This is a genomic window from Microbacterium trichothecenolyticum (assembly GCF_030818955.1).
Classification (GTDB): Bacteria; Actinomycetota; Actinomycetes; order Actinomycetales; family Microbacteriaceae; genus Microbacterium; species Microbacterium trichothecenolyticum_B.
Window position 1 is genome coordinate 3,084,325 of record NZ_JAUTBF010000001.1, and the last position, 23,737, is coordinate 3,108,061.

Here is a 23,737-nt window from a genome sequence, read left to right on the forward strand (position 1 = left end):
GCCCTGCGTGGGAGACGCGTGGGCGAAGCGGGCGCGCGGGCGCGAGGTCGTCACGGCGACGGTGTCGGTGCGGGGTGCGGTCGCGGTGGTCATCGCGCCTCCTGACGTGAGCCGCGCAGCTGCACGACGTAGGCGATGACGGCGGTGATGACGCCCATGATGATGGCGATCGTGGCGGCGTAGTTGTACTGCTGGCCGGCGAACGACAGGTTGTAGGCGTACATGTTCGGCGTGAAGTACGTCGAGATCGTGTTGGGAGCCAGGGGCTTGAGGATGTTCGGCTCGTTGAAGAGCTGGAAGCTGCCGATGATCGAGAAGATCGTGGCGATGACGATGGCGCCGCGCACCGCGGGAATCTTGATCGAGAAGATGGTGCGCCAGGCTCCGGCTCCGTCGATGGATGCCGCTTCGTAGAGCTCGCCGGGGATGGTCTTCAGCGCGGAGTAGAAGATCAGCATGTTGTAGCCCACGAACTGCCACGTGACGATGTTGCCGATCGACACGAGCATCCACTCCGGCACGAAGGGCTGCACGAAGGTTCCGCCGAGCAGGTCGTTCAGGTTGCGGGTGAGACCGAACTGATCGCCGTAGATGTACCCCCACATGAGCACCGCCACGACGGCGGGCACGGCGTAGGGCAGGAAGATCACGATGCGGTAGAAGCCCGCGGCGTGAAGGCGCGCGCTGTCGATCGCGAGCGCTGCGGCCAGAGCGAGCAGCAGCATGATGGGCACCTGCACGACGAGGAAGATCGCGACGCGGATCAGGCCGTCCCAGAACTGCGGGTCGTTGAAGGCCGTGACGTAGTTGGAGAGCCCGACGAAAGCGTTACCGCCGATGAGCTGGTCGCGGAAGAGGCTCAGGTAGATCGAGTACGCCAGGGGCGCCAGGAAGACGAGCGCGAAGACGAGGGCGAACGGGGCGACGAACAGCCAGCCGCGGTCATCGATTCGTGCGCGCCGTTTGCGCCGCGGAGTGCGCAGCGCGGGCGGGGGTGCCGCGGTGGTCGTCATCGTCCAGTGCCTCATCATTGGTGCGCATCTCGGCCGGGTCGTCGAGATGTTGACGTAAACATACCGCCGCCCCGATAGTGTGTCAACGTCAACATCCCGAAGGGAGCAGCCATGAGCGAGACGACGACGTCGACCGTGATTCCGGCGCGCGGGAGACGGCGCGAGGTCTCGATGGCCGACGTGGCCGCGGCCGCCGGCGTCTCGGGGCAGACCGTCTCGCGCGTGGCCAACGGCCGCACCAACGTCGATCCCGACACGCGTCAGCGCGTGCTCGACGCCATGGCCGCCCTCGGCTACCGCCCGAACAGCGCCGCCCGTGCCCTGCGCTCCGGACGTTTCCGCAGCATCGGCGTGATCATGTTCTCGTTGAGCTCCTACGGCAACACGCGCACGCTCGACGCGCTGGCGTCGATGGCTGCGGCATCCGGGTACTCCATCACGCTCATCACCGTGCAGTCCGCGTCGCAGTCCGACGTGTCGGGGGCGTTCTCGCGTCTGCGCGAACACGCGGTCGACGGGATCGTCATCCTGATCGAGACGCACCGGCTCGGCGAGAACGAGTTGTCGATCCCCTCGGGGCTGCCCGTGGTCGTCGTCGACTCCAGCGCGGACTACCCGTACGCGGTGGTCGACAACGATCAGGCGCAGGGGGCGCGCTTGGCGACGGAACACCTGCTCGACCTCGGTCACGAGACGGTGTGGCACGTGTCGGGACCCCTCGAGTCGTTCGCCGCCGGGCGTCGCCGCGATGCGTGGCGTGCCGCTCTGGAGGACCGTGGATGCCGCGTCCCCGAGGTGCAGATCGGTGACTGGACCGCCGACTCGGGGCATCGTATCGGCGACGCGCTCGCGAACGATCCGGCCGTCACGGCGGTCTTCGCCGCCAACGACCAGATGGCACTCGGCGTCATCCGTGCCCTCCACGAGGCCGGTCGCGACGTGCCGGGCCAGGTGAGCGTCGTCGGCTTCGACGACATGCCCGAGGCGGCGAACTTCTGGCCCCCGCTCACGACGGTGCGACAGCGCTTCGAGCGGGTGGGCGAAGAGGCGATGAGCGCGCTCATCGCCGACATCGAGGGCACCGGCGGCGAGCACGCGCGCACGCTCGTGCCCACTTCGCTCGTGGTGCGGGCGAGCTCCGGCCCGCGGGGCTGAGGCGGTTCGCCCGCCCGCGTCGGCGCGAGGCCCCGCCGCGTCGGGCGAGGGCGTCTGCGGTGCGCGGCTCAGGCGATCGGCGGGCCGATCACGACGTCGGTCGCGGCCTTGGTGGGTGCGAGGATCACGGCATCGCCGGTGAACAGGAACGTCTGCCCGTAGCGCACGTCGATCTCGTAGGTCAGGTACGTGCCGCGCGGGCCGTCCTCGGCGAACCAGGCGCTGTCGGCGGTGAACTCCGCGACGAGGGCGTCCCAGTCCGATCGCGAGGCCGGGGACCAGGCGTAGAAGTCTCCCGTGCCGCCGTCGGTGGCGCAGTTCGGGCCCTGCGCGAGCACGGGGACGGTCGGGGTCGCCGCCGCCCCGTCGGGGAGGACGACCTCCCCCACGGTCGTGCCGGATGCCGGGTCGAGGATGTTGTCGCACGTCGGGGCCACGCGGGCGGCGGCGGGTGCGGTCGCGCGGGGGTCGGTCGACGGAGTCGGGGTCGAGCTCGGTGCGGGCGTGGGCGACGCGTCGGCGGTCGGGTTCGCGCCGTTCGTGGGCGCGGCATCCGCAACGCAGGCCGTGAGGCCCAGCAGAGCCGCCGCGGCGACCGCGAGAATGGCGCACGCGCGCGCGGCGCGGAGGGCGGGAACGGGCACGGTGTCACCTTTGCGGCGCCGCCCCGTTCGCGCGGAACGGGGCGGTCGAGCCGCGTTCGTCGGGGCGAGGAAGCGTTGCGCGCGGCGCGGCGGGTCGCTTAGGCTCACTGTCGACGTCGACATGTTGACGTCAACATCCCCCCACAGGCCGCACCGGAGCGGCCGGAACGGAAACGACGATGACGTCTCGTGTCCTGTCCTTCGCCTGCGCCGCGGCCCTCGTCGCCGGTGCACTGACCGCCGGGGCGGCCGCCGCGCCCCCGCCGGCACGCGCGGCCGACGCCCCGGAGGCCGTGCGCATCACGCCCAATCCCGCGTCGGCCACCGCGGCCTTCGAAGGATGGGGAACGAGCCTGGTGTGGTTCGCCAACGCCACCGGCAACTACCCCGCCGACGTACGGCAGAAGCTCTTCGACGCCGTCTTCGGCGACGAGGGGCTGAACCTCAACATCGCCCGCTACAACGTCGGCGGCGGCAACGCCACCGACGTGCCGCCGTACCTGCGTGCGGGGGGAGCGGTGCCGGGTTTCTGGAACCCCGACCTTCCCGCCACCGACGCCGACGGCGAGATCACCTCGACGTACGCCGACCGCGATCGCTACCGCGACGCGTGGAATCCCGACGACCCGGCGCACTACGACTTCGCCGCCGACTCCGCCCAGAGATGGTGGCTCGACGCGCTCACCGACAAGGTCACGCACTGGGAGGCCTTCAGCAACTCCCCGCCGTACTTCCTCACCGACAGCGGCTTCGTCTCGGGCGGCATCAACGACGCCACGAGCGAGCAGCTCGCCTCGGCCGACATGGAGAAGTTCGCCGGGTATCTGGTGACGGTGGTCGACGAGCTCGAGAAGGCGCACGGCATCCGTTTCGACACGATCGACCCGTTCAACGAGCCGAACACGAACTACTGGTCGACGCGCATCGAGGACGGGCAGCAGTGGCCGTCGGGCGGTCGGCAGGAGGGCGCGCACGTCGGTCCCGAGCGTCAGGACGAGATGATCCGAGCCCTCTCCGCACGCCTCGATCGCGACGACACGACGACGGATGCCGTGATCTCGGCCATGGACGAGACGAACCCGGGCATCTTCGCCCGAAACTGGAACACCTGGTCCGACGCCGCCAGGGACGCGGTCGACCAGCTCAACGTGCACACCTACGGCACCGGCGGACGCCCCGTGGTCCGCGACATCGCCAAGGCCGCCGACAAGCCCCTGTGGATGAGCGAAGTCGAGGGGAACTGGACCGACACCAGCCGCGGGTTCGTCACGAACGACATCGAGAACGGCCTCGGCATGGCCTCGCACATCGTCGGCGATCTGCGCGAGCTCGAGCCCGAGGCCTGGGTGTTCTGGCAGCCGGTCGAAGACCTCTACAACATGGAGAAGGTCGAGCGCCTCAACTGGGGCAGCGTCTTCATCGACTTCGACTGCAACGCCGACGGGCTCTCGGAGCGCCGCATCGCCGACGGCGACGCCGACCCGAGCTGCCAGGTGCTGACGAACGAGAAGTTCAACACCGTGCGCAACTTCACGCACTACATCCAGCCGGGTGACCGGCTCATGGCGACGAACGATGCGAACTCGACCGCGGCGATCGACGCCGACGGGCAGGGCGCGTCGATCGTGCACGTCAATGCCGGCGATACCGAGCAGATCGTCGACGTCGACCTCAGCCGTTTCGGCGAGATCGCCGAGGGTGCCACGGTCACCCCGATCGTCACGACCCAATCGACCGCCGAAGAGCCCACCGTCAACGCGCTGCGCGCCGGCGAACCGGTCGCGGTGGATGCGGCATCCGGAGTCGCCCGGCTCACGATCCCCGCGAAGTCCGTCGTCACGTTCGAGGTCGAGGGCGTCTCGGGCGTCGCCGCCGACGCCCCCGCGTTCCGCGACGGTGACACGGTGCAACTCGTCGGCGTGCAGAGCGGCCTCGCGCTGAACGGCGACACCGACCTGACGATCGAGGCGGATGCCACCACCCCCGGGGCCGCGCGGGCCCAGGGGTGGACCGTGCGCACCATCGACGGCGCGGGCACGAACCGCCACCGCTTCACACTCGAGAACGGCGACGGGCTGTTCCTCGCCTCGAGAGACGGCGGCACCGCCCTCGTCGAGACGAACGCCGCCGCCGCGGCGGACGACCCCGCGACCCAGTGGATGGCCTCGACCCTCGACGGCTCGACGTACTCGGTGCTGAACGTCGCCGCTGAGCGCGTGCTCGACGTGGGCGGAGAGAGCCGCGACGCCGGGGCGGGCGTGGGACTGTGGACCTCGAACGGGGCCGGCAACCAGACCTGGCGCCTGGTGAGCACGACCGCCGTCGGGGTCGATCCGGTCTCGGTCGCGACGGCGGTGGGAACGGCACCCGTCCTGCCCGACACCGTGACCGTGCGCTACGCCGGCGGCGTGGGCCGTGCGGCGCCCGTCGCGTGGAACACCGACGGCATCGACGTCGGCACGGCGGGAACGGTGACCGTGCCGGGAACAGCGGCCGACGTGTTCGGCGCCACCGTCGCGGCCACCGCTCAGGTCGAGGTGGGCACGTTCACGGCCACCCGGCCGCGCTCGGTCACCGTCGTCGCCGGGATCGCGCTCGCCGCGGTGCAGGCCCAGGCCGACGACACCGTGCTCGCCGAGCTGCGCCCCTCGGGCGCGGGATATGCCGTACCGGTCACGTGGTCGTGGAACGACATCGACGACGCGGCCTTCGCCGAGCCCGGCACCGTCGAGGTGGCCGGTACGACCGAGGGGGGACTGGACGCGCGACTGGCCGTCATCGTCACCGCCGCCGTCGCCCGCAACGTCGCCCCCGACAGCACGCCCGCGGCCAGTTACACCGAGAGCGGCTACGGCGTGGAGCGCACGATCAACGGCGGCACGTCCGACAAGGGCTGGTCGAACTGGCGACCGGATGCCAAGAACGCCGAGGACACGCTCACCTACGCCCTCGCCGCACCCGAGGCTGTACGCGGCGTCGCGGTGCAGTTCTTCCGAGACGGTGGCCCGAGCTGGGCCGACACGCTGCGAGTGGACCACCGCCTCGATGCAGGCGCCTGGATCGCGGGCGAGCCGGTGACGGTGCCGACGCCGTCGCAGGGGGCGCCGCGGGTCGAGGTGCCGATCGACGGTGCGCGGGCCGACGAGGTGCGGGTCGTTCTCACCGCGCGCGAGAACCAGCACATGATCGTGTCTGAGGTCGAGATCCTCGCCGATGCGCCGGCGCCGGCCGGTGTCGCCGACCTGGCGCGGCTGACCGTGGGCGACGCCGCGGTCGCCGACTTCGACCCGGCGAGCACGGAGTACGCCGTGGCGCTCGAGGGCGACACGCTTGCGCGGGTGTACGCGCTCCCGGTCGACGAGGACGCGGCCGTCGAGATCACGCAGCCCCAGGATGCCGCGGGCACCGGCACCGTCCGGGTCACGGCTCCCGACGGGACGGTGCGCGTATACACGGTCGTTGTGACCCTCGCGGCGCCGGGCGAACCGGGGACCCCGGGTGAGCCGGGGACCCCGGGTGAGCCGGGGACCCCGGGTGAGCCGAATCGGCCCGGAGGTCCGGATCAGTCCGGCGGTGGCGCCGACTCGGGTCAGGGACGGGGCTCTGACCGCGGGAACCTGGCATCCACCGGTCAGGACGTGACGGGCATGATCGTCCCCATCGGTGCGGCCGCGCTGCTGCTGGCACTCGGCGGGATCCTGGTCGTGCTCACCCGGCGGCGGGCCCGGGTGTGAGCCTGTGCGGTCCGCTGCCGAAGCGCGGCGGACCGCACATCGCGACGCGCGCCCCGACCCCGTCGGAGACGGCCGAAGTCTTCGCTGGCATCTCCCGCACATCCGTGCAAGCCCGCTCCTTCCCGCTCGGGCAGGGGGAGGATGGATGCATCCGCATCGACCCTCCTGAGGAGACCCATGCACGTCAATGCCTACGCGGCGTCCTCCGCGACCTCCCCCCTCGAGCCCACGACCATCGAGCGCCGCGAGGTCGGCCCGAAGGACGTCCTCATCGACATCGCCTACGCCGGCATCTGCCACTCCGACATCCACACCATCCGCGGCGAGTGGGGCGAGGTGCCCTACCCCCTGACCGTCGGCCACGAGATCGTCGGAACGGTCGCCGAGGTCGGCTCGGATGTGACGAAGCACAAGGTCGGCGACCGTGTCGGCGTCGGCTGCATGGTCAACTCGTGCCGCGAGTGCGAGAACTGCCAGGCGGGCGAGGAGCAGTACTGCCTGAAGGGCAACATCGGCACCTACGGTGCGAAAGACGTCGACGGCACCATCACGCAGGGCGGGTACAGCGAGAAGGTCGTCGTCGACGAGGACTTCGTGCTGCGCGTTCCCGAGGCGATCCCCTACGACAAGGCCGCCCCGCTGCTGTGCGCCGGCATCACCACCTACTCGCCGCTGCACCACTGGAACGCCGGTCCCGGTAAGAAGGTCGCGGTGGTCGGCCTCGGCGGTCTCGGTCACATGGCCGTGAAGATCGCGCACGCCATGGGCGCTGAGGTGACGGTCCTGTCGCAGACGCTCAGTAAGAAGGACGACGGCCTGAAGATGGGCGCCGACCACTACTACGCCACGAAGGACGAAGAGACCTTCTCGAAGCTCAAGAACACGTTCGACCTCATCGTCAACACCGTCAGCGCCCCGCTCGAGCTCAAGCAGTACCTGGGCCTGCTCGCCCGCAACGGCACGATGGTCAACGTCGGCGCCCCGCCCGAGCCGTTGCCCATCGAGGTGTTCACGCTGTTCGCGAACCGCCGCTCGTTCGCAGGCTCCGGCATCGGCGGCATCCAGGAGACCCAGGAGATGCTCGACTTCTGCGCCGAGCACGGCATCGCGCCCGAGACCGAGCTGATCTCGGCCGACAAGATCAACGAGGCGTACGAGCGCGTGCTCAACAGCGACGTGCGCTACCGCTTCGTCATCGACGCGAAGACCTTCGCCCCGGCCTGACCCGCGGTTGCACCGGCCCCGGCATTCTCCCGAGCGCCGGGGCCATGTCGTGTGCGCGGGGCGTGGGCGGGGTGTGGGCTGGGTGTGGCGTGGCGTGGGCGGGGCGTGCGTCACTCCCCGGCATAAACGCGATTCACGCGCATAAACGCGCTGTCCTCGTGTTTATGCGCGCGGATGCCGTTTATACGTGCGCCCCGGGCGCGGGCCGCCCCGTCCCACACCCGGGCCCGCCCGCCCCCGATTCGCCGCAGGCCCTGGCCCGTCTTGCGGAGTTCGCCGGTGACACGCCGGCTCACAGGCCCCGGATGCCGACGTGTTGCCACCGAGTCCGCGTGACGGCCCAACCCATCCGACCCACCCGATCCGCCTCATCCGACCCGCTCGCCCACACGAAAGCGGCGCCGCCCCGAGGGCGACGCCGCTTGGCGAAACCGTCAGGCCTGGCCCAACGCAGCCGACACGACCGCGCGGGCCTCTTCCTGCACATCGCGCAGGTGCTCCTCACCGCGGAGCGACTCGGCGTACAGCTTGTAGACGTCCTCCGTGCCGGAGGGGCGGGCGGCGAACCACGCCGACTCGGTCTGCACCTTGAGGCCGCCGATCGCCGCGCCGTTGCCGGGGGCGTGCGACAGCTTCGCGGTGATCGGCTCACCGGCGAGCTCGGTGGCGGTCACGGCATCCGGAGACAGCTTCGACAGCGCCGACTTCTGCGCGGGCGAGGCGGGCGCGTCGACGCGCTGGTAGGCCGAGGCGCCGAACTCCGCCTCGAGCTCGGCGTAGCGCTGCGAGGGCGTCTTGCCGGTGACGGCGAGGATCTCGGCGGCGAGCAGGCAGAGCAGGATGCCGTCCTTGTCGGTCGTCCAGACCGTTCCGTCTTTTCGGAGGAAGGACGCTCCGGCAGATTCCTCACCGCCGAAGGCGACGGAGCCGTCGAGCAGGCCCGGCACGAACCACTTGAAGCCCACCGGGACCTCGAGCAGCTGCCGCCCGAGCGAGGCGGCGACACGGTCGATGATCATCGACGACACGAGCGTCTTGCCCACGGCGGCGTCCGTCGGCCAGCCCGGACGGTGCGAGAAGACGTAGTCGATCGCGACGGCCAGGTAGTGGTTGGGGTTCATCAGCCCGGCGTCGGGGGTGACGATGCCGTGCCGGTCGGCGTCGGCGTCGTTGCCGGTGAGGATGTCGTACTCGGCGCGGGCGGCGACGAGGGATGCCATGGCCGACGGCGACGACGGATCCATGCGGATCTTCTCGTCCCAGTCGAGCGTCATGAACTTCCACGTCGGGTCGACCTCGGGGTTCACGACCGTGAGGTCGAGGCCGTAGACCTCGGCGATGAGCGCCCAGTACTCCACCGACGCCCCGCCCAGCGGGTCGGCGCCGATGCGTACGCCCGCGTTCTTGATCGCGTCGATGTCGATGATGGATGCCAGATCCCGCACGTACGCGTCGCGGAAGTCGTACTGGCCGAGGCCGTCGAGGTCGATGTCGGCGTGCGGGGTGCGTTTGACGCCCTCGAGGCCCGCGGTGATGAGCTGGTTCGCGCGGTCGGCGATCCAGCCGGTGGCGTCGGTGTCGGCGGGGCCGCCGTGCGGGGGGTTGTATTTGAAGCCGCCGTCGCGCGGCGGGTTGTGCGAGGGTGTGACGACGATGCCGTCGGCGCGGCCCGGGTCATCGCTCGCGCGACCCTTGTTGTAGGTGAGGATCGCGTGGCTGAGCGCGGGGGTCGGCACCCACGAATCGCGCGCGTCGACGCGCACGTCCACACCGTTCGCGACGAGCACCTCGATCGCGCTGCGCTCGGCGGGAAGCGAGAGCCCGTGCGTGTCGCGGCCCAGGAACAGCGGGCCGGTGATGCCCTGCGCCGCCCGGTAGTCGACGATGGCCTGCGTGGTGGCGAGGATGTGGTCCTCGTTGAAGCTGGTGCTCAACGATGAGCCCCGGTGACCGCTGGTGCCGAAGGCGACGCGCTGCTCGGGCACCGTGGCATCCGGCTTGCGGTCGTAATACGCGGCGATCAGGTCGTCGATGTCGATGAGATCGGATGCCTCGGCGGGCTGTCCTGCGCGACTGCTCATGCGCCCAGTCTGCCCGCTCCCTCCGACATGCGCACACGCTGTGACGCATTCTGGGTGAATCCGTCGCCCGCCGAGACGCGGTCTATACAGCGCGGGCTGACCGGCCAGGCTGGAGGACGTGGTTTTTCACCCCATCCACTCGAATACGTCATACTCATGGCCATGGAGCCCCAGGGTGGCGTGCGGATCGCGATCGTCGACGATCACGAACTGGTCGCCCTCGCGGTGCAGAACCTGCTCGCCGATGCCGAGGGCCTGACGTTCGCGCGCCACGCCGACGGCGTCGCCGAACTGGTCTCCCGCGCGCGAGACGCCGATCTGGTCCTGCTGGATCTCAGCCTGCGCGACGGGTCCACCCCCGCCGAGAATGTCGCCTCACTGCGCCGATGGGGTGCGCACGTACTCGTCCTCACCTCCGGTGAGGACCCCTTCCTCGTGCGGGCCGCGTCCCGCGCCGACGTCGCGGGCATCGTCCGCAAGTCCGCCCCACCGACCGCTCTTCTCGCCGCCATCACGGCGGCGGCCGCCGGCGAGCACGTCGCCACGACCGAGTGGGCCTCGGCCGTCGACGCGGATCCGCTGCTGCCGGGCGCGCCGCTGACCGCGCGCGAACGGGAGGTGCTGGCTCTCTACGCGTCGGGTCTGGGCGCTCGTGAGGTCGCGGCACAGCTTTTCATCTCCGAGAACACCGTCAACGACCATCTGCGGCGCATCCGCGCGGTATACCAGATGCTCGGTCGGCCGGCTCCGTCGAAGGTCGAGCTCTACCAGCGCGGCATCGAGGACGGGTTCGTCCCCGGCCCTCGTCATGGGTGACGAGCGGTCGGGCGTCCGGGCGGCGCGCCTCGTCGTCATCCGCAGTGCCGCGTTCCTGGTCACCATCGTCGGCGCGGTCAACGCCGGGTTCCTCAGCCAGGGCCATCAACAGGGCTTCCCCGTCTGGTACAACGTCATCGGCTGGGGCGCGGGCGCGATCACCCTCGGTGTGGGTGTCATCGCTCCCCTGCTGCGCCCCGCTGCTCTGCGTGTCGGCGCGGGGGCGGCGGCGGCGCTGTACGTCGTCTTCGTCGCGTTCTTCCCGCTCGCCGCGCACATCGGCCACGTCGAACGGATGCCGTGGCTGCTGACCGCGTCGAGTGCGGCGGTCGCCGCCGCCCTCGTCGCCGGCGGCACGCCGTGGGGCTGGGCCACGGTGCTGTTCGGCGCCTGCGCCGGGGTGGTCTACCGGATCGGATTCGGCGGCTTCGACGTCGCCGGTGTCATCAACGACGCCCACGCGGTGCTGACAGCCGCGGTGATCTGCGTGCTGGGCGGGTACGTGCTCTCGGTCGGGCGCGGTCTCGACGACGCCGCCGCGTCGCGTCGCGAGGCCGGCTCTCGCGAGTACGCGGAGCGGGGCCGGCTGGCCGCCCACACGCGCACGGCGGCGATCGTGCACGACGAGGTCCTGGCGACGCTCGCACTGGCCGCGTCGCCACTGCCCGTGCCGGTGGATCGTCTGGCCGCGCAGGCGCGTCGCGCAGTGACGATGGTGACGCGACTCGTCGACGACGACGCTGGGGAGCCCGTGCCCGTCGACCTGGCCGTCGCGGCCGAGGCACGCCGGGGCGCCGCCGCGTTCCTCCCGCCGACTCGGGGCGTGCCGCCGATGCCCGCCGCCGTTCGCGAGGCCCTGCTCGCCGCCACCCGCCAGGCCCTCGACAACGCGCGGCGACACGCTCCGGATGCGCGCCGGTCGGTGAGCGTGCGGGTGGTCGGCGCCGGGGTCGAGGTCGAGATCGCCGACGAGGGTGGGGGCTTCGATCCCTCCCGCATCGCCGATGACCGGCTGGGTATCCGCCAGAGCATCGTCGGCCGCATGTCGCGCGTGCCGGGTGGCCACGCCCACGTGGACTCCGCTCCGGGCGCGGGGACGCGGGTCGTGCTGTCGTGGGCAGCCGAGTCGTCGGCGGAGGTCACCGCGGTGGGGGATCGACGATCTCTGAGCCGCGGTGCGGCTGTCGTGACGGCGGCTTTCCTCGTGCTGCAGGTCGTCTGCGCCGTCGCGGCCGTGGTCGGGACGCCGTCGTCATGGCCGCGCCAGGTCGCGATCCTGATCCTCGTCCTCATCGCGGCCGAGGCGCTGCGGCGCTCCCCGGCGGTGGTCCCCTCGCGGGGCCGTTCCGCCCTCATCGTCGCCACCGTCGTCGTCGGAGTCATCGTGACCGTGGTCGCGGCGCCGACGACGTACGGCGATCTCTGGCCGGTGGTGGCCCTCGCGTTCCTCTTGGTGGGGCTCGCGGTGCGCGGTCGCGCCGCCACGGCGCTCGCGGCGCTGGCGGTCGTCGTCGGGGCGGTCGTCGTCGGGGGCGTCGTCGATGGCGCGGCGCCGGGCCAGATCGTCACCGTCACGGCCCGGCCGGCACTCATCGTCATCATCACGACCATGATGCTGCTCGTGGTGCGACGGATGCAGGGACGCATCGCCGCGCTGCACCGGGAGGCCGTGGCGGCTGCCGAGCAGCGGAGCTGGTCGCTCGGGGCCCGTGCGGAACTCGGCGAACGCACCGATGAGCTCGCCCGCACGGTCGTGCCCCTGCTGACGCGCATCGCCGAGGGGCGTGTCGCGTCCGAGGCCGACCGACGCGACTACGCGGCTCTCGAAGGAGCGCTGCGCGACGGGTTACGCGCGGGAGCGCTGGCACACGAGCCGCTTCGTCGTGCCGTCGCGCAGGCCCGAGGGCGCGGCGTCGACGTCGTCCTCCTCGACGACAGTGATCGTGTTCTCTCCGAGGCCGAGCTGCGCGCGGTCTCGGACTGGATGGTCGCCGCCGTCGCCGAGGCGCGACACAGCGTGGTCGGCCGGCTGCTGCCGCCCGGTCGCTCGACCGCCGCGAGCGTGACCGTCGACGGCCGTGCCCTCGTCTACGACGTGACCCGTCAGGGCTCAGAGAGCAGTTTCCACGGCGAGTAGTCGCGGTCGGTCACGGAGCGGTCGGGCCGCTGTCCGCGTGACCACCATTTCGCCTCGTAGCCGGTGCCGTCGTACATCACCCGGTCGCCCTGGTTGTACAGCTCGCTCGCCGCCCATTCGGTATAAGTGCCCGCCGGGAGCGTCGGCAGCGCGAACGGCCGATCCGCGGCGAGGACAGGACCGATATACGTCCACGCCGAGGCGTCGGCATCCAGGGTCGGGTCGTCCGGCACGTCGCCGTCTTCGTTCCACCATTTCGACACGTAGACCGATCCGTGCCAGACGACGAAGACGCCGGCGGAGTAGAACGACTGCGACGACCACACCGGGAAGGGGCTCGTCTCGGGGTCGTCCGCGATGCTCGGGGAGTCGCCGGTGGGCGCGGGCCGCCCGGAGGGGGTGCCGTCGCGCCCGTCTCCGAGCACCCCGGAGAACGTCTCGCCGGCCTGCTCGACTCCGCTGCACGACACCGACACCGTACGCGGGTGCGGGTAGTTGCTGCCGCAGGTGCGGTCGCGGTTGAGCGACCACATCGACACGCGTTCGAGACCCGCCTCGTCGGCGAAGCGCGCGAGGGCGCGGGCATCGTCGAGGCTGAACACGTCGTGCGCGACATCGTTCTGACCGATCATGGGGGTGGCCCCCATGAGCGACCAGGCCCCTCCCGGCGGCGGCGGCACGTCGTGCTCCTGCCACGCCGTCTCGATCTGGGACGCGGTCGCCCGCAGGGAGCCGATCGAGAGGTCCGCCATCGACACGGAGCGGTCGTCGGCGTTGAAGTTCATGGTCATCGCATTCACCCCCGCGAGGTGCACGCCGGCATCCAGCATCGACGACACCTGGCCGAGCCCTTCGTCCGTGAGGCCGTCGGGTGCCACCGGCAGCGTGAGCCAGACGTCGAGCGGGGTGCCCTGCTCGGTGCGTTGGCGTTGCAGCTGGGCCACGGCCGCCGCCCGGCGTGCGGTCGTCTCGGCATCGTTCAGGGCGTCGCCTTCGATGTCGAGATCGATCACGTCGATGCCGTAGCGGTCGAGGACGAGACCGTAGGCCTGGGCGAGGGCGTCGACGGTGGTGCACGCGGCGGCCAGCTCGGTGTTGATCGCTCCGCCGAACGACACCGCGAGCGGACGCCCCTCCCGCCGCAGGCGCTCCACGCGTCGGTCGAGGTGGAAGCGGGATGCCGCGTCGTCGAGCGTGTACGCCTTGCCCCACGTCGGGGTGCACTCGTCGTCGCCGGCTGCCACCACGAAGGCGAGGATGACACCGCCCGGACCCTGCGCCATCGTGCTGCGGGCGAGCTGCTCGCCGCTGTCGAGCGTGACGTCGTAGTATCCGGCGAACCAGCGGTCGGTGCCCGACGAGGCGGCAGGCGCCGTGAAGACGGGCACCACGGCGGCGGCGGCCCCGACGCCGACGACGACGAGCCCCGCGACCACGGTCAGCGCGATGCGCGCGAACGACAGGCGGCGCCCCGCGAAACGGGAGCGCGCCGGGGCGACGAGGGGCCTCACGCGGCGACCTCCGCCGGCTCGCGGGGGCCGTCGTCGAGCACGCTCACCCACCGGGTACCGCCATGGTCGGGCGAAACCGATGCCGCGGCGGGCGCGACCCAGATCCAGTCGAGCCAGGCGAACCACAGATCCGAGACGGTGTGGCGAACGCCGATCAGACGGAGGACGGCCCAGGCGATCGCCAGCGCGGTGAAGGCGGCGAACACGGTGGTGCCCCACGCCTGGGCGAACACCGAGCGCACGGCGACGACGGTCGCGATCGTGGCGATCGCCAGCGGTGCGACGAGGTAGAACGCGGGTACCCGGGTTCTCGTCGAGACCTTCGGCGTCCGCGCGAAGCGCGCGCGCCGGCCGCTCAGCACCTGCACGATCGAGGCGACGCCGCCCGCGAGGTTCACCGGCAGCAGCAGCAGGTTCAGTCCGTAGACGGCGGCCACGTCTCGACGGCGGTAGCCGAGGGTGTGCAGGTCCGAGGCCATCTCGGTGAAGTACGGCACGGCGATGAGCAACAGCAGCACCGTCACCAGCTGTCCGTCCATGGGGTACAGCGTCAGCACGGCGAGAAGCCCGAGGGTCACCCACGACACCGAACCCAGGTAGTTCAGACGGAGCAGACGTTCCGCCATCCGCAGCGGAACCCCCTCCTGACGGCGTCGACCGGCGAGGTCGAAGAGGTTCGGCAGGATCAGCAGACCGCCGTCTGCCCACCGTCGGCGCTGGATGACGAGCGTTCCGAAGTCGGGGGGCGTGGCGCTGTAGCTGAGGCGTTCCGGGTAGTTCAGCAGCGACCAGCCGTGCGCGGCGATGTCGATCGACGATTCGGTGTCCTCGATCGCGGTGCGGTCGGAGATGAATCGCACCACCCGGATGCCGTCCTCGTCTCTCTCGCGGCGCAGTCGACGGACCGCGTCCCACCGCAGCACCGCATTCGCGCCCACCCAGAACGTCGCGTCGAATGCGGTCAGGCCCTGGTGCACGATGTGCTGCAGGTCGGTCGTCGCCCCCGCGAGGCGCTCGAGACGCGTGGGCGCGCCCCGGTACGCCGAGTAGGGGGTCTGCGCGATGGCCACTCGCGCGTTCTCGGGCTGGTCGAGCACATGCACGAGACGCAGGCAGTACTCCGGCAGCAGCATGGAGTCGGCATCGAGGGTGAGGACGAAGTCCGGCTCGCGGACGTTCAGGTCGACCGGACCCTCGTCGACCCGCACGAGGGTGAGGCCCTCGGGGGTCACCTGTTCGCGGTAGCGCCCCCCGAGCAGGCCCAGGTACGCGTTGAGGTTCATCGCCTTGTTGGCGGCGTGCGACAACCCGGCGTAGCGCCGTCGCTCGAACGTGCTCAGCCGTACGCCGAAGATCCGCACGAGCCGATCCGCCAGGTGACGCGCTCGATCAATGGTCAGCGGCGGTTCCCCGGCCTCGGCCGCGTCGAGAAGGGCGCGGGCCGTGGCATCCAGGTCGTCGGCGAGGCGGCGCAGCACCTGTTCGACGAAGAACACGTTCACGTGGGTCGTCGTCGGCTCCTCGGCCGCTCGCGCGCGCAGCCACTGGGCGCAGGCGGCGTGCTCGCGCATCACCGTCTCGGTCGCGTCGACGCGGCTGATCGTGTGCTCGTGAACGCGTGCCCTCGCGGCGTGCACGCGGTCGAAGACCGGCTGCAGCGTGGCGGCGAGATCGGCGGTGAGTCGGCGGCATCCCTCCAGTCCTGCCCGTGCCGCGTCGTCGCTCGGGCGGGGATCGTCGTCGAGCAGGAGCACCACTTCGAGGTCGGGGAACTCCTGCAGGGCCGTGGACCACAGGGCCATGCGCACCAGTGCGGGGTCCTCGGCACGTGACGGCAGGAGCGCCGTGAGCCGGGGCGCACGGTCGGCGAAATGCTCGTCGAGCACGATCCGGCGGGTGCGTCGGTGCGCGGCGAAGCGCGGGAGGGCGCCCGAACGCGCGAGCAGATTCATGCACGCCGAGAGCGCGAGGAACGTCACCGAGATCAGGAACACCGCGGTCGTGATCAGCTGCGCCGCATCGACGAGAGCACCGCCGTGCGAGAGAGCGACCACGACGGTGGCGCAGTAGAGCACCCACATCAGGGCGCACAACACCACGGCCAGACGCGCGCGGGCGATGCGCCCGGCCGAGGGACGCGGGTGGGTGACAGGTTGCGGGGTGGCGTCACGGTCGGTGCCGCGTTGGCGACGCGGGGCGGGGACGCTCGGAGTCTTCTTGGGCATGGTCGACGGCTTTCGGATGGCTGCCCGGCGGGTGGTGTCTCGCCGGGGTGGGCGACGGGTGCTGAGGCCGGTGCCTGCGTCGCATCCTTCCGAGGTGGGCGTGTCAGAAAAAGCTCCGCCGCCCACCGACATCGGTGGTTTTCGCGCGCAGATGCCGCAGCCCGCGGCCGTCGCCCGGCACAACCACCGGAATCGGTGGGCGAACCCTCGGCGCGAGCGCTCCGGGACGCATCCCTGGTCCGGCGCACTAGGCTGAGCCGGTGCTGCCCGACACAGACCTTCCCCCGGCTCGCCGTACCTACAGCTACCTCGGCCCCGCCGGCACCTTCACCGAGGCCGCGCTGGCTCAGGTGCCCGAGGCGCGCGACCAGATCTGGCGCCCCGTCCGCAACGTCGGCGAAGCGCTCGCCGACGTCGTCGAGGGCCGGTCCGATGCCGCGATGATCGCGATCGAGAACTCGGTCGACGGCGGCGTCTCGACGGCGCAGGATGCCCTGGCGACCGTTCCGGGTCTGCGGATCGTGGGCGAGTACCTCGTGCCGGTGAACTTCGTGCTCGTCGGTCGCCCGGGCGCGACCCTCGACGACGTCTCGCTCATCGCCGCGCACCCCGTGGCGTACGGGCAGTGCCTCGGCTGGCTGAGCGAGAACGTCCCCGCGCACGCGCACCTGCCCGCGTCGAGCAACGTCGCCAGCGCGCTCGGCGTCCTGGACGGTTCCAGCGGAGCGGATGCCGCGATCGCGGCGCCCGGCATCGTCGACCATCACGAGGTCGAGGTGCTCGCCGAGAAGATCGGCGACAACCCCAACGCGGTGACCCGCTTCGTCCTCGTCAGCCGCACGGTGGCACCGGCTCCGCCCACCGGCGCCGACAAGACGTCCCTCGTGGTCGAGCTGCCCGAGGACCACCCCGGCGCGCTGCTGGAACTGCTCGAACAGTTCGCGACGCGCGGTATCAACCTGAGCCTTCTGGCATCCCGGCCCATCGGCGATGCCCTCGGTCGCTACCGCTTCGTGATCGACGCCGACGGCCACGTGCACGACGAACGCATGGCCGACGCGCTGCTGGGTCTTCGTCGTTTCAGCCCGAAGGTCATCTTCCTCGGCTCGTATGCCCGCGCGGATCGCGCCATCGTGCGCTACCCCCAGCGCTACAGCGACGACGTCTTCGTCGAGGCGCGCGACTGGCTCCGCGGCCTGCTGAGCGGCGAGCCCGGGGCGTAACGCCCGAACCGCCGCGTACCGTCATGCGGAGTCGGCGCTCGACATGCCGGTTCAGGATGCCGTGAGCCGGCGTGTCGCCCGCAGAATCCGCACGACGGCCCGCGGCGCCGACCCGCCCTGCGGCGCCGACCCGCCCTGCGGCGTCGGCGCCGACCCGACCCGGGCGCCCCCGGGCGGGGTCACGCCGCCACGGCTGCCGATGCCGCGATGAGCTCCAGCGTCTGGGCACGACCCTCGGCGATGTCGAGCGATTCGCCGTCGTAGGCCCCGGCGACCGGCGACACCATGATCTCGTCGACGCCGTGCTGCGCGGCGAAGGCGGCGAGCTGCCCCTGCACGTCCGACCCGGTGCCGACGAACCACTTCTGCCGCGTCGAAGCCATGATCGACTCGGCCATCGCGTCGAACGGGTCGGCCTTCGCCTGCTCGACGGTCTCGAGGGGTACGAGCGGCTTGTTGGTGCGCAGGCGCGCCATCATCCGCAGTTGCGGCAGCGCGCGCTCCTCGGCCTCGTCGGCGGTCGGTGCCGCGACGACGTTGGCCGTGACGAAGGTGCGCGGACCCGCGCCCGACTCGTTCGGTCGGAACTGGTCGCGGTACAGGTGCAGGGCGCGGTCGAGTCCCTCGCCCGCGAAGTGGTTCGCGAAGACGTACGGCAGCCCGAAGCCGGCGGCGAGCTGCGCGGAGTAGTCGCTCGATCCGAGCAGCCACACCTGCGGCATCCCGGATGCCGAGGGCGTGGCCTTCACCTGGTACTCCGTGCCGGAGGTGAAGCGCACCGTGGCCCCCTCGGGAGAGGTGAGCGCCATGATGTCGGTGACGTGGTCGGGGAAGCGCGAGACGTCGCTCGTGGTGCCCGAGCGGTTCAGCAGCTGCGTGATGACCGGGTCGCTGCCGGGGGCCCGCCCGATTCCGAGGTCGATCCGGCCGGGGGCCAACGCTTCGAGCGCGGCGAACTGCTCGGCCACGATGAGCGGCGAGTGATTGGGCAGCATGACCCCGCCCGATCCGACGCGGATGCGGGAGGTGCGGGCGGCTGCGGCCGCGATCAGCACCGGGGGAGTCGTCGAGGCGACGGCGGGCATGTTGTGGTGCTCGGCGAACCAGTAGCGGCGGTAGCCGAGGCGATCGGCGCGCTCGACCAGGTCGAGCGACGACGCGACAGCCTGCGCGCTGGTCTGGCCGCTGCGCACGGGTACCAGATCGAGAACGGAGAGGGAGGGGATGGCATCGTTCACGACGATCCCAACCTCTTTGCGTACGCCGATATTCCGTTCTTCAGGCCTGCGCAACCCCATCGATCGGCTCGGGGACGGTCTCCAGCGTCCACGGTATGAGTAGCTTGCGGACGATGTTGCGGACACAGATCTCTCTCGACGACCACGCCTTCTTTCTGGTCCAGGGGCAGGATCTCGACACGCTCCAGAGGCGAATCGAGGATGCCGTGCGTTCGGGCGGTCGGTTCGAACGCTTCATCGTGGTGGGCAACCGCGAGATGTCGGTGCTGTTCACGCCGACATCCCGCGTCGCCTTCGCGGTCGAGACGGTGCAGGAAGACCTCCGCGACACCGGTGACACCGACGCGCCATTCGGCGGTTTCTTCGACGAATGAGGTCTCGGCATCCATCCCCAGCGTTCTCTCAGCGAAACGGCGTGACGAATCCGTCGGCGGTTGCGTCTTCCCTGTGACATCACGGGGCGCACGGTCCCGGGTATGACGAAAGGAACCGCTCATGGCCACCCCCAGCACCGCCACCACGCCGACCACCACCGACGGCGGCAAGACCGTCATCGTCGACGCCGTCGTCGCCAAGGTCGCCGGCATCGCTGCGGCCGAGGTTCCCGGCGTGCACGCTCTCGGCGGCGGAGCCGCGCGCGTGATCGGCAACATCCGCCAGGCCGTCGGCGCCAAGGACCACGCCCAGGGCGTGAGCGTCGAGGTCGGCGAGACCGAGGTCGCCGCCGACATCGCCATCCAGGTCGACTACCCCGAGCAGCTGCAGCGGGTGGCCTCCGACGTGCGTTCGGCCGTGGCACAGGCCATCACCGAGCTCGTGGGCATGAAGGTCGCCGAGATCAACGTGACCGTGGTCGACGTCTACATCCCGGGCGACGACGACGAGGACGAGGCCGAAGAGGCCCGCGTCAACTGACATCCGTCACGAGAGGGGCGTCACCGCGAGGTGGCGCCCCTCTCGTCTGCCCGTACACCCGACGCGGTGCCGATCTGCGAGCGGAAGAACGCGTCCGCGACGCGGCGCACCGTCGCCGGATCCTTCTGCGGTGCGGCGCCCTCGAAAGAAGCCGCCGCCTCGAGTTCGTTCGAGACGAACCGCTCGAGCACGGTCGGCGGTGCCCCGGTGCCCACCTCGCGCGTCTGCGCCTTCAGCGCGATCAGCTCGGTCGCAGCGTTTCGGACGTCGCCTGCGACATCGCCCTCCGCGAGCAGACGTGGAAGGTCCATCGGTGGAACCACGGCGTCGGGGTGCGTCGCGAGCCAGCGCAGGGCGGCGGCCGGCCGTAGCACGTAGAAGAACCTCTTGAGGGTGGCCGAGCCTGCACGCTGCTGACGAGCGACGTGCAGATAGTGTCGGCCGATCGCTCCACGTTCCACCGTGTCCTCGGCCAGAGCCAGCAGGTCCGCACGGAAGTCCTCGTCGCCCGTGTAGATGATCGGCGAGTTGAGCCATTCGATGGCGGTGGCGTTGCCCTTCACGATGAGGGCGACGGTCTTGGCGAGGTCCCACCCGTTGACGTCGAAGGTCTTGTCGAGCGGCGTCTCGATCACGTCGCGCTCGGGCCACAGCGAGAGGTAGCTCTCCGGCGGCCGGATGTAGAGGAAGCGGCAGTCGTAGTCGCTGTCGGGCGAGGGGAAGCCCCACGCGCGGCTTCCGCTCTCGATCGCCCAGGGGATCCGCACGCCGTGCTCGACCTCGACGGAAGCCAATCTGCGGTCGATCTCGGCGACGACGGCTGGGTCGAGAGAGGAGGGGACGGCACGCATCGCTCGACGATACCGCCCCCACCGCGGGGTGCTCGGGGCGCGATCAGCCGCCGTGCCGTACCTCGGCGTAGGCGTCGAGCGCGCGCTTGCGCGTCTCGCCCAGGTCGACCATCGGCTCGGGCGGGCCGTCGTCGAGGAACTCCGGCGCCCACTCCCGCACGTACTCGTCGTGTGGGTCGAACTTCTTCCGCTGCGTCTCGGGATTGAACACGCGGAAGTAGGGGGCGGCATCCGCACCGGAGCCCGCGACCCACTGCCAGTTGAACGGGTTGCTCGCGGCATCCGCGTCGACGAGGCAGTCCCAGAACCACTGCTCGCCGTGCCGCCAGTCGATGAGCAGGTTCTTGATGAGGAAGGATGCCGTGACCATCCGCACGCGGTTGTGCATGACGCCCGTGTGCCAGAGTTGTCGCATCCCGGCATCCACGACGGCGACGCCGGTCTTGCCCTGCTGCCAGGTCTCGAGGTGGTCCCGGTTGAGCTTCGGCCAGGGGAACGCGTCGAAATTCCGTCGCCAGTTGACGGTCGCGATGTCGGGGGAGTGGTAAGTCACGTGCCAGGCGAACTCGCGCCACACGATCTCCGACAGGAAGCCGCTCGCGCTTTTCGCATGCTCGCCCGACCCTCTGTGCTCCAGGGTGTCGTGCCACACCTGGTACGGGCTCAGTTCGCCCCAGCGCAGGCGCGGCGAGAGGTTCGAGGTGGCGCCCCCGGCGAACTCGTCGCGGTACTTCGCGTAGTCGCCGAGATCGTCGTCGAGGAACTCCGTCAGCCGCGCTTTCGCCGCGGGCTCGCCCGGCTCCCACGTCTCGCGTAGGCCGCCGGCCCAGTCGGGCTTCGTCGGCAGCAGGCCCCACGACGACAGGTCGTCGGAGTCGACGGATGCTGACACCCCGGGCACCTTGCGCGCCTCCGGCATCGGGGGCCGCGGTGCCGGCATCTTCTGCACGGCGCGGGCGAAGGGGCTGTAGATCCCGTAGGGCTTGTCGGCTCCGGTGCGCACGGTCCACGGCTCATAGAGGAGGTTGGCGGCGAATGAGGCGACCGTCAGCCCGTCATCGCGCAGCTTCTCTTTGATGCCGGCGTCGATCTCGCGCTCGACGCCGCCGTAGCGGCGGTTCCAGAACACGGCGCCCGCGCCCAGATCGTCGACGACGGCGGGCAAGACCTTCGACGCCGCTCCCCGACGCAGGATGAGCGTCGATCCTCGCTCGTTCAGGCGTTCGCCGAGGGATGCCAGAGACCCGTGCAGCCACCAGCGCGCCGCCCCGCCGATCTCGCGCACCCCGTCAGACTCCTCGTCCAGCACGTACAGCCCGACGATCGGCTCGTCGCGCTCGAGCGCCGCGCGCAGAGCCGGGTTGTCGGTGAGCCGAAGGTCGTCGCGGAACCACACGATCGAGGGTGATGGCATCCTCCGACGCTATCCACCGCGGCATCCCGGTCGGTGGGCTTGACACCCGCCCGTCCCGTCGGCCGCCCCACTCACCCTGACGGCGCGCGGTCCCGCGCGCGCCTCAGAGCGTCGAGATGTCGTGTCCCTTCGGCAGCGCGACCGACAGACCGCCGGGGATGATGCGGGTGTAGATGCGCGTCGCCTCACCGAACTCGTCGCCGTCCAGCTCGATCGGCTGCGCGGGTGCCGTGGCCAGTTCGATGCCCGTGCCCCGGAGGTAGCGCACGGAGGTGTCCTTGCGGCGTTCGAGCACGCGGCGACCGGCGCGGAAGCGGCGCAGCACGGAGTTGTCCCACACGATGCTCCGCCAGACGCCCAGCCAGCCCAGTACGCCGCTCGGCTGAAGGACGGCCACATCGAGGCGACCGTCTGCGACGGAGGCATCGGGGATCAGCGCCACACCCCCCTGCAGGGCGCCGCAGTTCGCGAAGAGCACGCTGTGCACCTTGGCGGAGTGCAAGCGGTGCCCGTTGAGCTGATACATGACGCGGAAGGGCTTGGCCGAGACGAGCGATCGCGCCGCTCCGTCGACATAGGCGACCCACCCGACCTGCTTCTTGAGGTCGGAACGGGTGTTCTGGATCATCGCGGCATCCAGGCCGATTCCGGCCATGACCGAGAACCCGTGCTCCTCGATCTCGCCGTCGGCGCGGCGGATGCGGGCAAGCCCCGTGTCGATGGAGTGGACGTCGCCCTCGAAGGTCGCGCGGATCATCGCGTCGGTGTCGGTCAGTGGAAGGTTGAGGTTGCGGGCCAGCAGGTTCCCCGTGCCGCTCGGCACGATCGTGAGGGGAACATCCGTGGAGGTCAACGCCTCGGCCACCGCGCGCACCGTCCCGTCGCCGCCGGCCGCGAGGACGGCATCCACCTTCTCGTCGAGGGCGGCACGCGTCGCGTCGTCGCCCAGGTCGTCGACCGTCGTCTCGTAGAAGAGCGGTTCGGCCCAGCCGGCCTCGGCGGCGAGTTCGGCGACGCGCGCACGCAGCGTCTCGGGCTCGACCTTGGTCGGGTTGTAGACGAGGGCGGCGCGCTTCTTCTGCGTCGGCTCGGCGTCCATGGGCGCCTCTTCGCCCTCCGCGTCGACGCGCTGGGTCTTTCCCGGCGTCTCTTCCGACGAGTCGGGGGCGACGTCCTCGGGCTGGTGGATGACGTCGTCGGGTTCGGCGGCCTCTTTCGGGTCGGGCTTGCCCTGCCCGGGGGCATCGCTGGTGTCGTCGCGGAGTCGGGCCGCGTGGAAGTCGTCGTGCGAGCCCTCCGCGGCGGCCGCGTCGGCGGCGACCTCGGCCGGCGAGTCCTCGTCGATGCCGTTGTCCTCGTCGGTCGAGATGGGCGCGTCGGCGTCGCGGGCGGAGGCGGTCTCGGGGGACTCCGCGTCGTCGCGCGGTTCGTCAGGGGCGGCCATGGGTCCACCCTAGGACCGCGGCCGCATCCCCCGCCGGACGAATCGGCGGGGTTGACGGGGGGATGCCGGTGGCCCATTGGGCGGTTCGGGTTCGCCGCCGCGTCGGGTTCGC

General features: G+C 70.9%; 17 protein-coding genes. 8 read left to right on the forward strand and 9 right to left on the reverse strand.

Annotated features, from left to right (window positions below; genetic code table 11):
• Positions 1-89: 89 nt before the first annotated feature.
• Complete coding sequence (locus QE412_RS14580) at positions 90-1,013, reverse strand: carbohydrate ABC transporter permease (protein ID WP_307485359.1); 924 nt, start codon at positions 1,011-1,013, stop codon at positions 90-92.
• Between the two features lie 111 nt (positions 1,014-1,124).
• Here QE412_RS14580 and QE412_RS14585 point away from each other — a divergent pair, with 111 nt between their 5' ends.
• Complete coding sequence (locus QE412_RS14585; protein WP_307485361.1) at positions 1,125-2,168, forward strand: LacI family DNA-binding transcriptional regulator; 1,044 nt, start codon at positions 1,125-1,127, stop codon at positions 2,166-2,168.
• 68 nt (positions 2,169-2,236) lie between these two features.
• On the opposite strand, the gene QE412_RS14590 is transcribed toward QE412_RS14585, so the two are convergent.
• The gene (locus QE412_RS14590) at positions 2,237-2,812 is read right to left on the reverse strand and encodes a hypothetical protein (RefSeq protein ID WP_307485364.1); all 576 of its coding nucleotides are present in this window, start codon (positions 2,810-2,812) and stop codon (positions 2,237-2,239) included.
• A gap of 179 nt (positions 2,813-2,991) precedes the next feature.
• Between QE412_RS14590 and QE412_RS14595 the strand changes: the two genes are divergently transcribed.
• On the forward strand, positions 2,992-6,546 hold the full coding sequence (locus tag QE412_RS14595) for a glycoside hydrolase (protein ID WP_307485366.1): 3,555 nt from the start codon (positions 2,992-2,994) through the stop codon (positions 6,544-6,546).
• A gap of 177 nt (positions 6,547-6,723) precedes the next feature.
• Positions 6,724-7,770, forward strand: a complete 1,047-nt coding sequence (locus tag QE412_RS14600; RefSeq protein WP_307485371.1) for an NAD(P)-dependent alcohol dehydrogenase — start codon at positions 6,724-6,726, stop codon at positions 7,768-7,770.
• 434 nt (positions 7,771-8,204) lie between these two features.
• Here the strand turns inward: QE412_RS14600 and pgm are convergent, their stop codons facing one another.
• The gene (pgm, locus tag QE412_RS14605) at positions 8,205-9,851 is read right to left on the reverse strand and encodes a phosphoglucomutase (alpha-D-glucose-1,6-bisphosphate-dependent) (protein WP_307485374.1); all 1,647 of its coding nucleotides are present in this window, start codon (positions 9,849-9,851) and stop codon (positions 8,205-8,207) included.
• A 162-nt stretch (positions 9,852-10,013) separates the two neighbouring features.
• Here pgm and QE412_RS14610 point away from each other — a divergent pair, with 162 nt between their 5' ends.
• Both QE412_RS14610 and QE412_RS14615 read left to right on the forward strand, forming a co-directional pair.
• On the forward strand, positions 10,014-10,667 hold the full coding sequence (locus QE412_RS14610; RefSeq protein WP_307485377.1) for a response regulator transcription factor: 654 nt from the start codon (positions 10,014-10,016) through the stop codon (positions 10,665-10,667).
• Positions 10,660-12,804 carry an ATP-binding protein gene (locus QE412_RS14615; RefSeq protein WP_307485381.1) on the forward strand — a complete coding sequence of 715 codons (2,145 nt, stop codon included), beginning with the start codon at positions 10,660-10,662 and terminating at the stop codon, positions 12,802-12,804. Before QE412_RS14610 ends, QE412_RS14615 begins: the two co-directional genes overlap by 8 nt.
• Here QE412_RS14615 and QE412_RS14620 read toward each other — a convergent pair.
• Positions 12,771-14,315, reverse strand: coding sequence for a chitinase (locus QE412_RS14620; protein ID WP_307485384.1), 1,545 nt, complete (start codon positions 14,313-14,315; stop codon positions 12,771-12,773). The two genes, QE412_RS14615 and QE412_RS14620, sit on opposite strands and share 34 nt — an antisense overlap.
• Positions 14,312-16,540, reverse strand: coding sequence for a glycosyltransferase family 2 protein (locus QE412_RS14625; RefSeq protein WP_307485387.1), 2,229 nt, complete (start codon positions 16,538-16,540; stop codon positions 14,312-14,314). Before QE412_RS14625 ends, QE412_RS14620 begins: the two co-directional genes overlap by 4 nt.
• A gap of 260 nt (positions 16,541-16,800) precedes the next feature.
• On the opposite strand from QE412_RS14625, the gene pheA reads away from it, so the two are divergent.
• On the forward strand, positions 16,801-17,763 hold the full coding sequence (pheA, locus tag QE412_RS14630; protein WP_307485390.1) for a prephenate dehydratase: 963 nt from the start codon (positions 16,801-16,803) through the stop codon (positions 17,761-17,763).
• A 179-nt stretch (positions 17,764-17,942) separates the two neighbouring features.
• On the opposite strand, the gene QE412_RS14635 is transcribed toward pheA, so the two are convergent.
• Entirely contained in the window at positions 17,943-19,001 is a 1,059-nt protein-coding gene (locus tag QE412_RS14635) for an LLM class flavin-dependent oxidoreductase (protein WP_307485394.1), read from the reverse strand.
• A gap of 113 nt (positions 19,002-19,114) precedes the next feature.
• Here QE412_RS14635 and QE412_RS14640 point away from each other — a divergent pair, with 113 nt between their 5' ends.
• Both QE412_RS14640 and QE412_RS14645 read left to right on the forward strand, forming a co-directional pair.
• The gene (locus tag QE412_RS14640; protein ID WP_307485397.1) at positions 19,115-19,375 is read left to right on the forward strand and encodes a hypothetical protein; all 261 of its coding nucleotides are present in this window, start codon (positions 19,115-19,117) and stop codon (positions 19,373-19,375) included.
• A gap of 121 nt (positions 19,376-19,496) precedes the next feature.
• A complete protein-coding gene (locus QE412_RS14645) occupies positions 19,497-19,916 on the forward strand; it encodes an Asp23/Gls24 family envelope stress response protein (RefSeq protein WP_307485402.1) in 420 nt (139 codons plus the stop codon).
• 20 nt (positions 19,917-19,936) lie between these two features.
• On the opposite strand, the gene QE412_RS14650 is transcribed toward QE412_RS14645, so the two are convergent.
• The 3 genes from QE412_RS14650 to QE412_RS14660 form a co-directional block, all read right to left on the reverse strand.
• A complete protein-coding gene (locus QE412_RS14650) occupies positions 19,937-20,767 on the reverse strand; it encodes a nucleotidyltransferase domain-containing protein (RefSeq protein WP_307485405.1) in 831 nt (276 codons plus the stop codon).
• 43 nt (positions 20,768-20,810) lie between these two features.
• Complete coding sequence (locus tag QE412_RS14655) at positions 20,811-22,181, reverse strand: cryptochrome/photolyase family protein (RefSeq protein WP_307485409.1); 1,371 nt, start codon at positions 22,179-22,181, stop codon at positions 20,811-20,813.
• A gap of 103 nt (positions 22,182-22,284) precedes the next feature.
• A complete protein-coding gene (locus tag QE412_RS14660; protein WP_307485411.1) occupies positions 22,285-23,625 on the reverse strand; it encodes a diacylglycerol kinase family protein in 1,341 nt (446 codons plus the stop codon).
• Positions 23,626-23,737: the final 112 nt, after the last annotated feature.

What these genes read in the sequence shown, in the direction of transcription:
- QE412_RS14580 (WP_307485359.1), bottom strand. Translation starts at nt 1,013, where the DNA reads ATGACGACCACCGCGGCACCCCCGCCCGCGCTGCGCACTCCGCGGCGC.
- QE412_RS14585 (WP_307485361.1), top strand. Translation starts at nt 1,125, where the DNA reads ATGAGCGAGACGACGACGTCGACCGTGATTCCGGCGCGCGGGAGACGG.
- QE412_RS14595 (WP_307485366.1), top strand. Translation starts at nt 2,992, where the DNA reads ATGACGTCTCGTGTCCTGTCCTTCGCCTGCGCCGCGGCCCTCGTCGCC.
- QE412_RS14600 (WP_307485371.1), top strand. Translation starts at nt 6,724, where the DNA reads ATGCACGTCAATGCCTACGCGGCGTCCTCCGCGACCTCCCCCCTCGAG.
- pgm (WP_307485374.1), bottom strand. Translation starts at nt 9,851, where the DNA reads ATGAGCAGTCGCGCAGGACAGCCCGCCGAGGCATCCGATCTCATCGAC.
- QE412_RS14610 (WP_307485377.1), top strand. Translation starts at nt 10,014, where the DNA reads ATGGAGCCCCAGGGTGGCGTGCGGATCGCGATCGTCGACGATCACGAA.
- QE412_RS14615 (WP_307485381.1), top strand. Translation starts at nt 10,660, where the DNA reads ATGGGTGACGAGCGGTCGGGCGTCCGGGCGGCGCGCCTCGTCGTCATC.
- QE412_RS14625 (WP_307485387.1), bottom strand. Translation starts at nt 16,540, where the DNA reads ATGCCCAAGAAGACTCCGAGCGTCCCCGCCCCGCGTCGCCAACGCGGC.
- QE412_RS14640 (WP_307485397.1), top strand. Translation starts at nt 19,115, where the DNA reads ATGTTGCGGACACAGATCTCTCTCGACGACCACGCCTTCTTTCTGGTC.
- QE412_RS14645 (WP_307485402.1), top strand. Translation starts at nt 19,497, where the DNA reads ATGGCCACCCCCAGCACCGCCACCACGCCGACCACCACCGACGGCGGC.
- QE412_RS14650 (WP_307485405.1), bottom strand. Translation starts at nt 20,767, where the DNA reads ATGCGTGCCGTCCCCTCCTCTCTCGACCCAGCCGTCGTCGCCGAGATC.
- QE412_RS14655 (WP_307485409.1), bottom strand. Translation starts at nt 22,181, where the DNA reads ATGCCATCACCCTCGATCGTGTGGTTCCGCGACGACCTTCGGCTCACC.
- QE412_RS14660 (WP_307485411.1), bottom strand. Translation starts at nt 23,625, where the DNA reads ATGGCCGCCCCTGACGAACCGCGCGACGACGCGGAGTCCCCCGAGACC.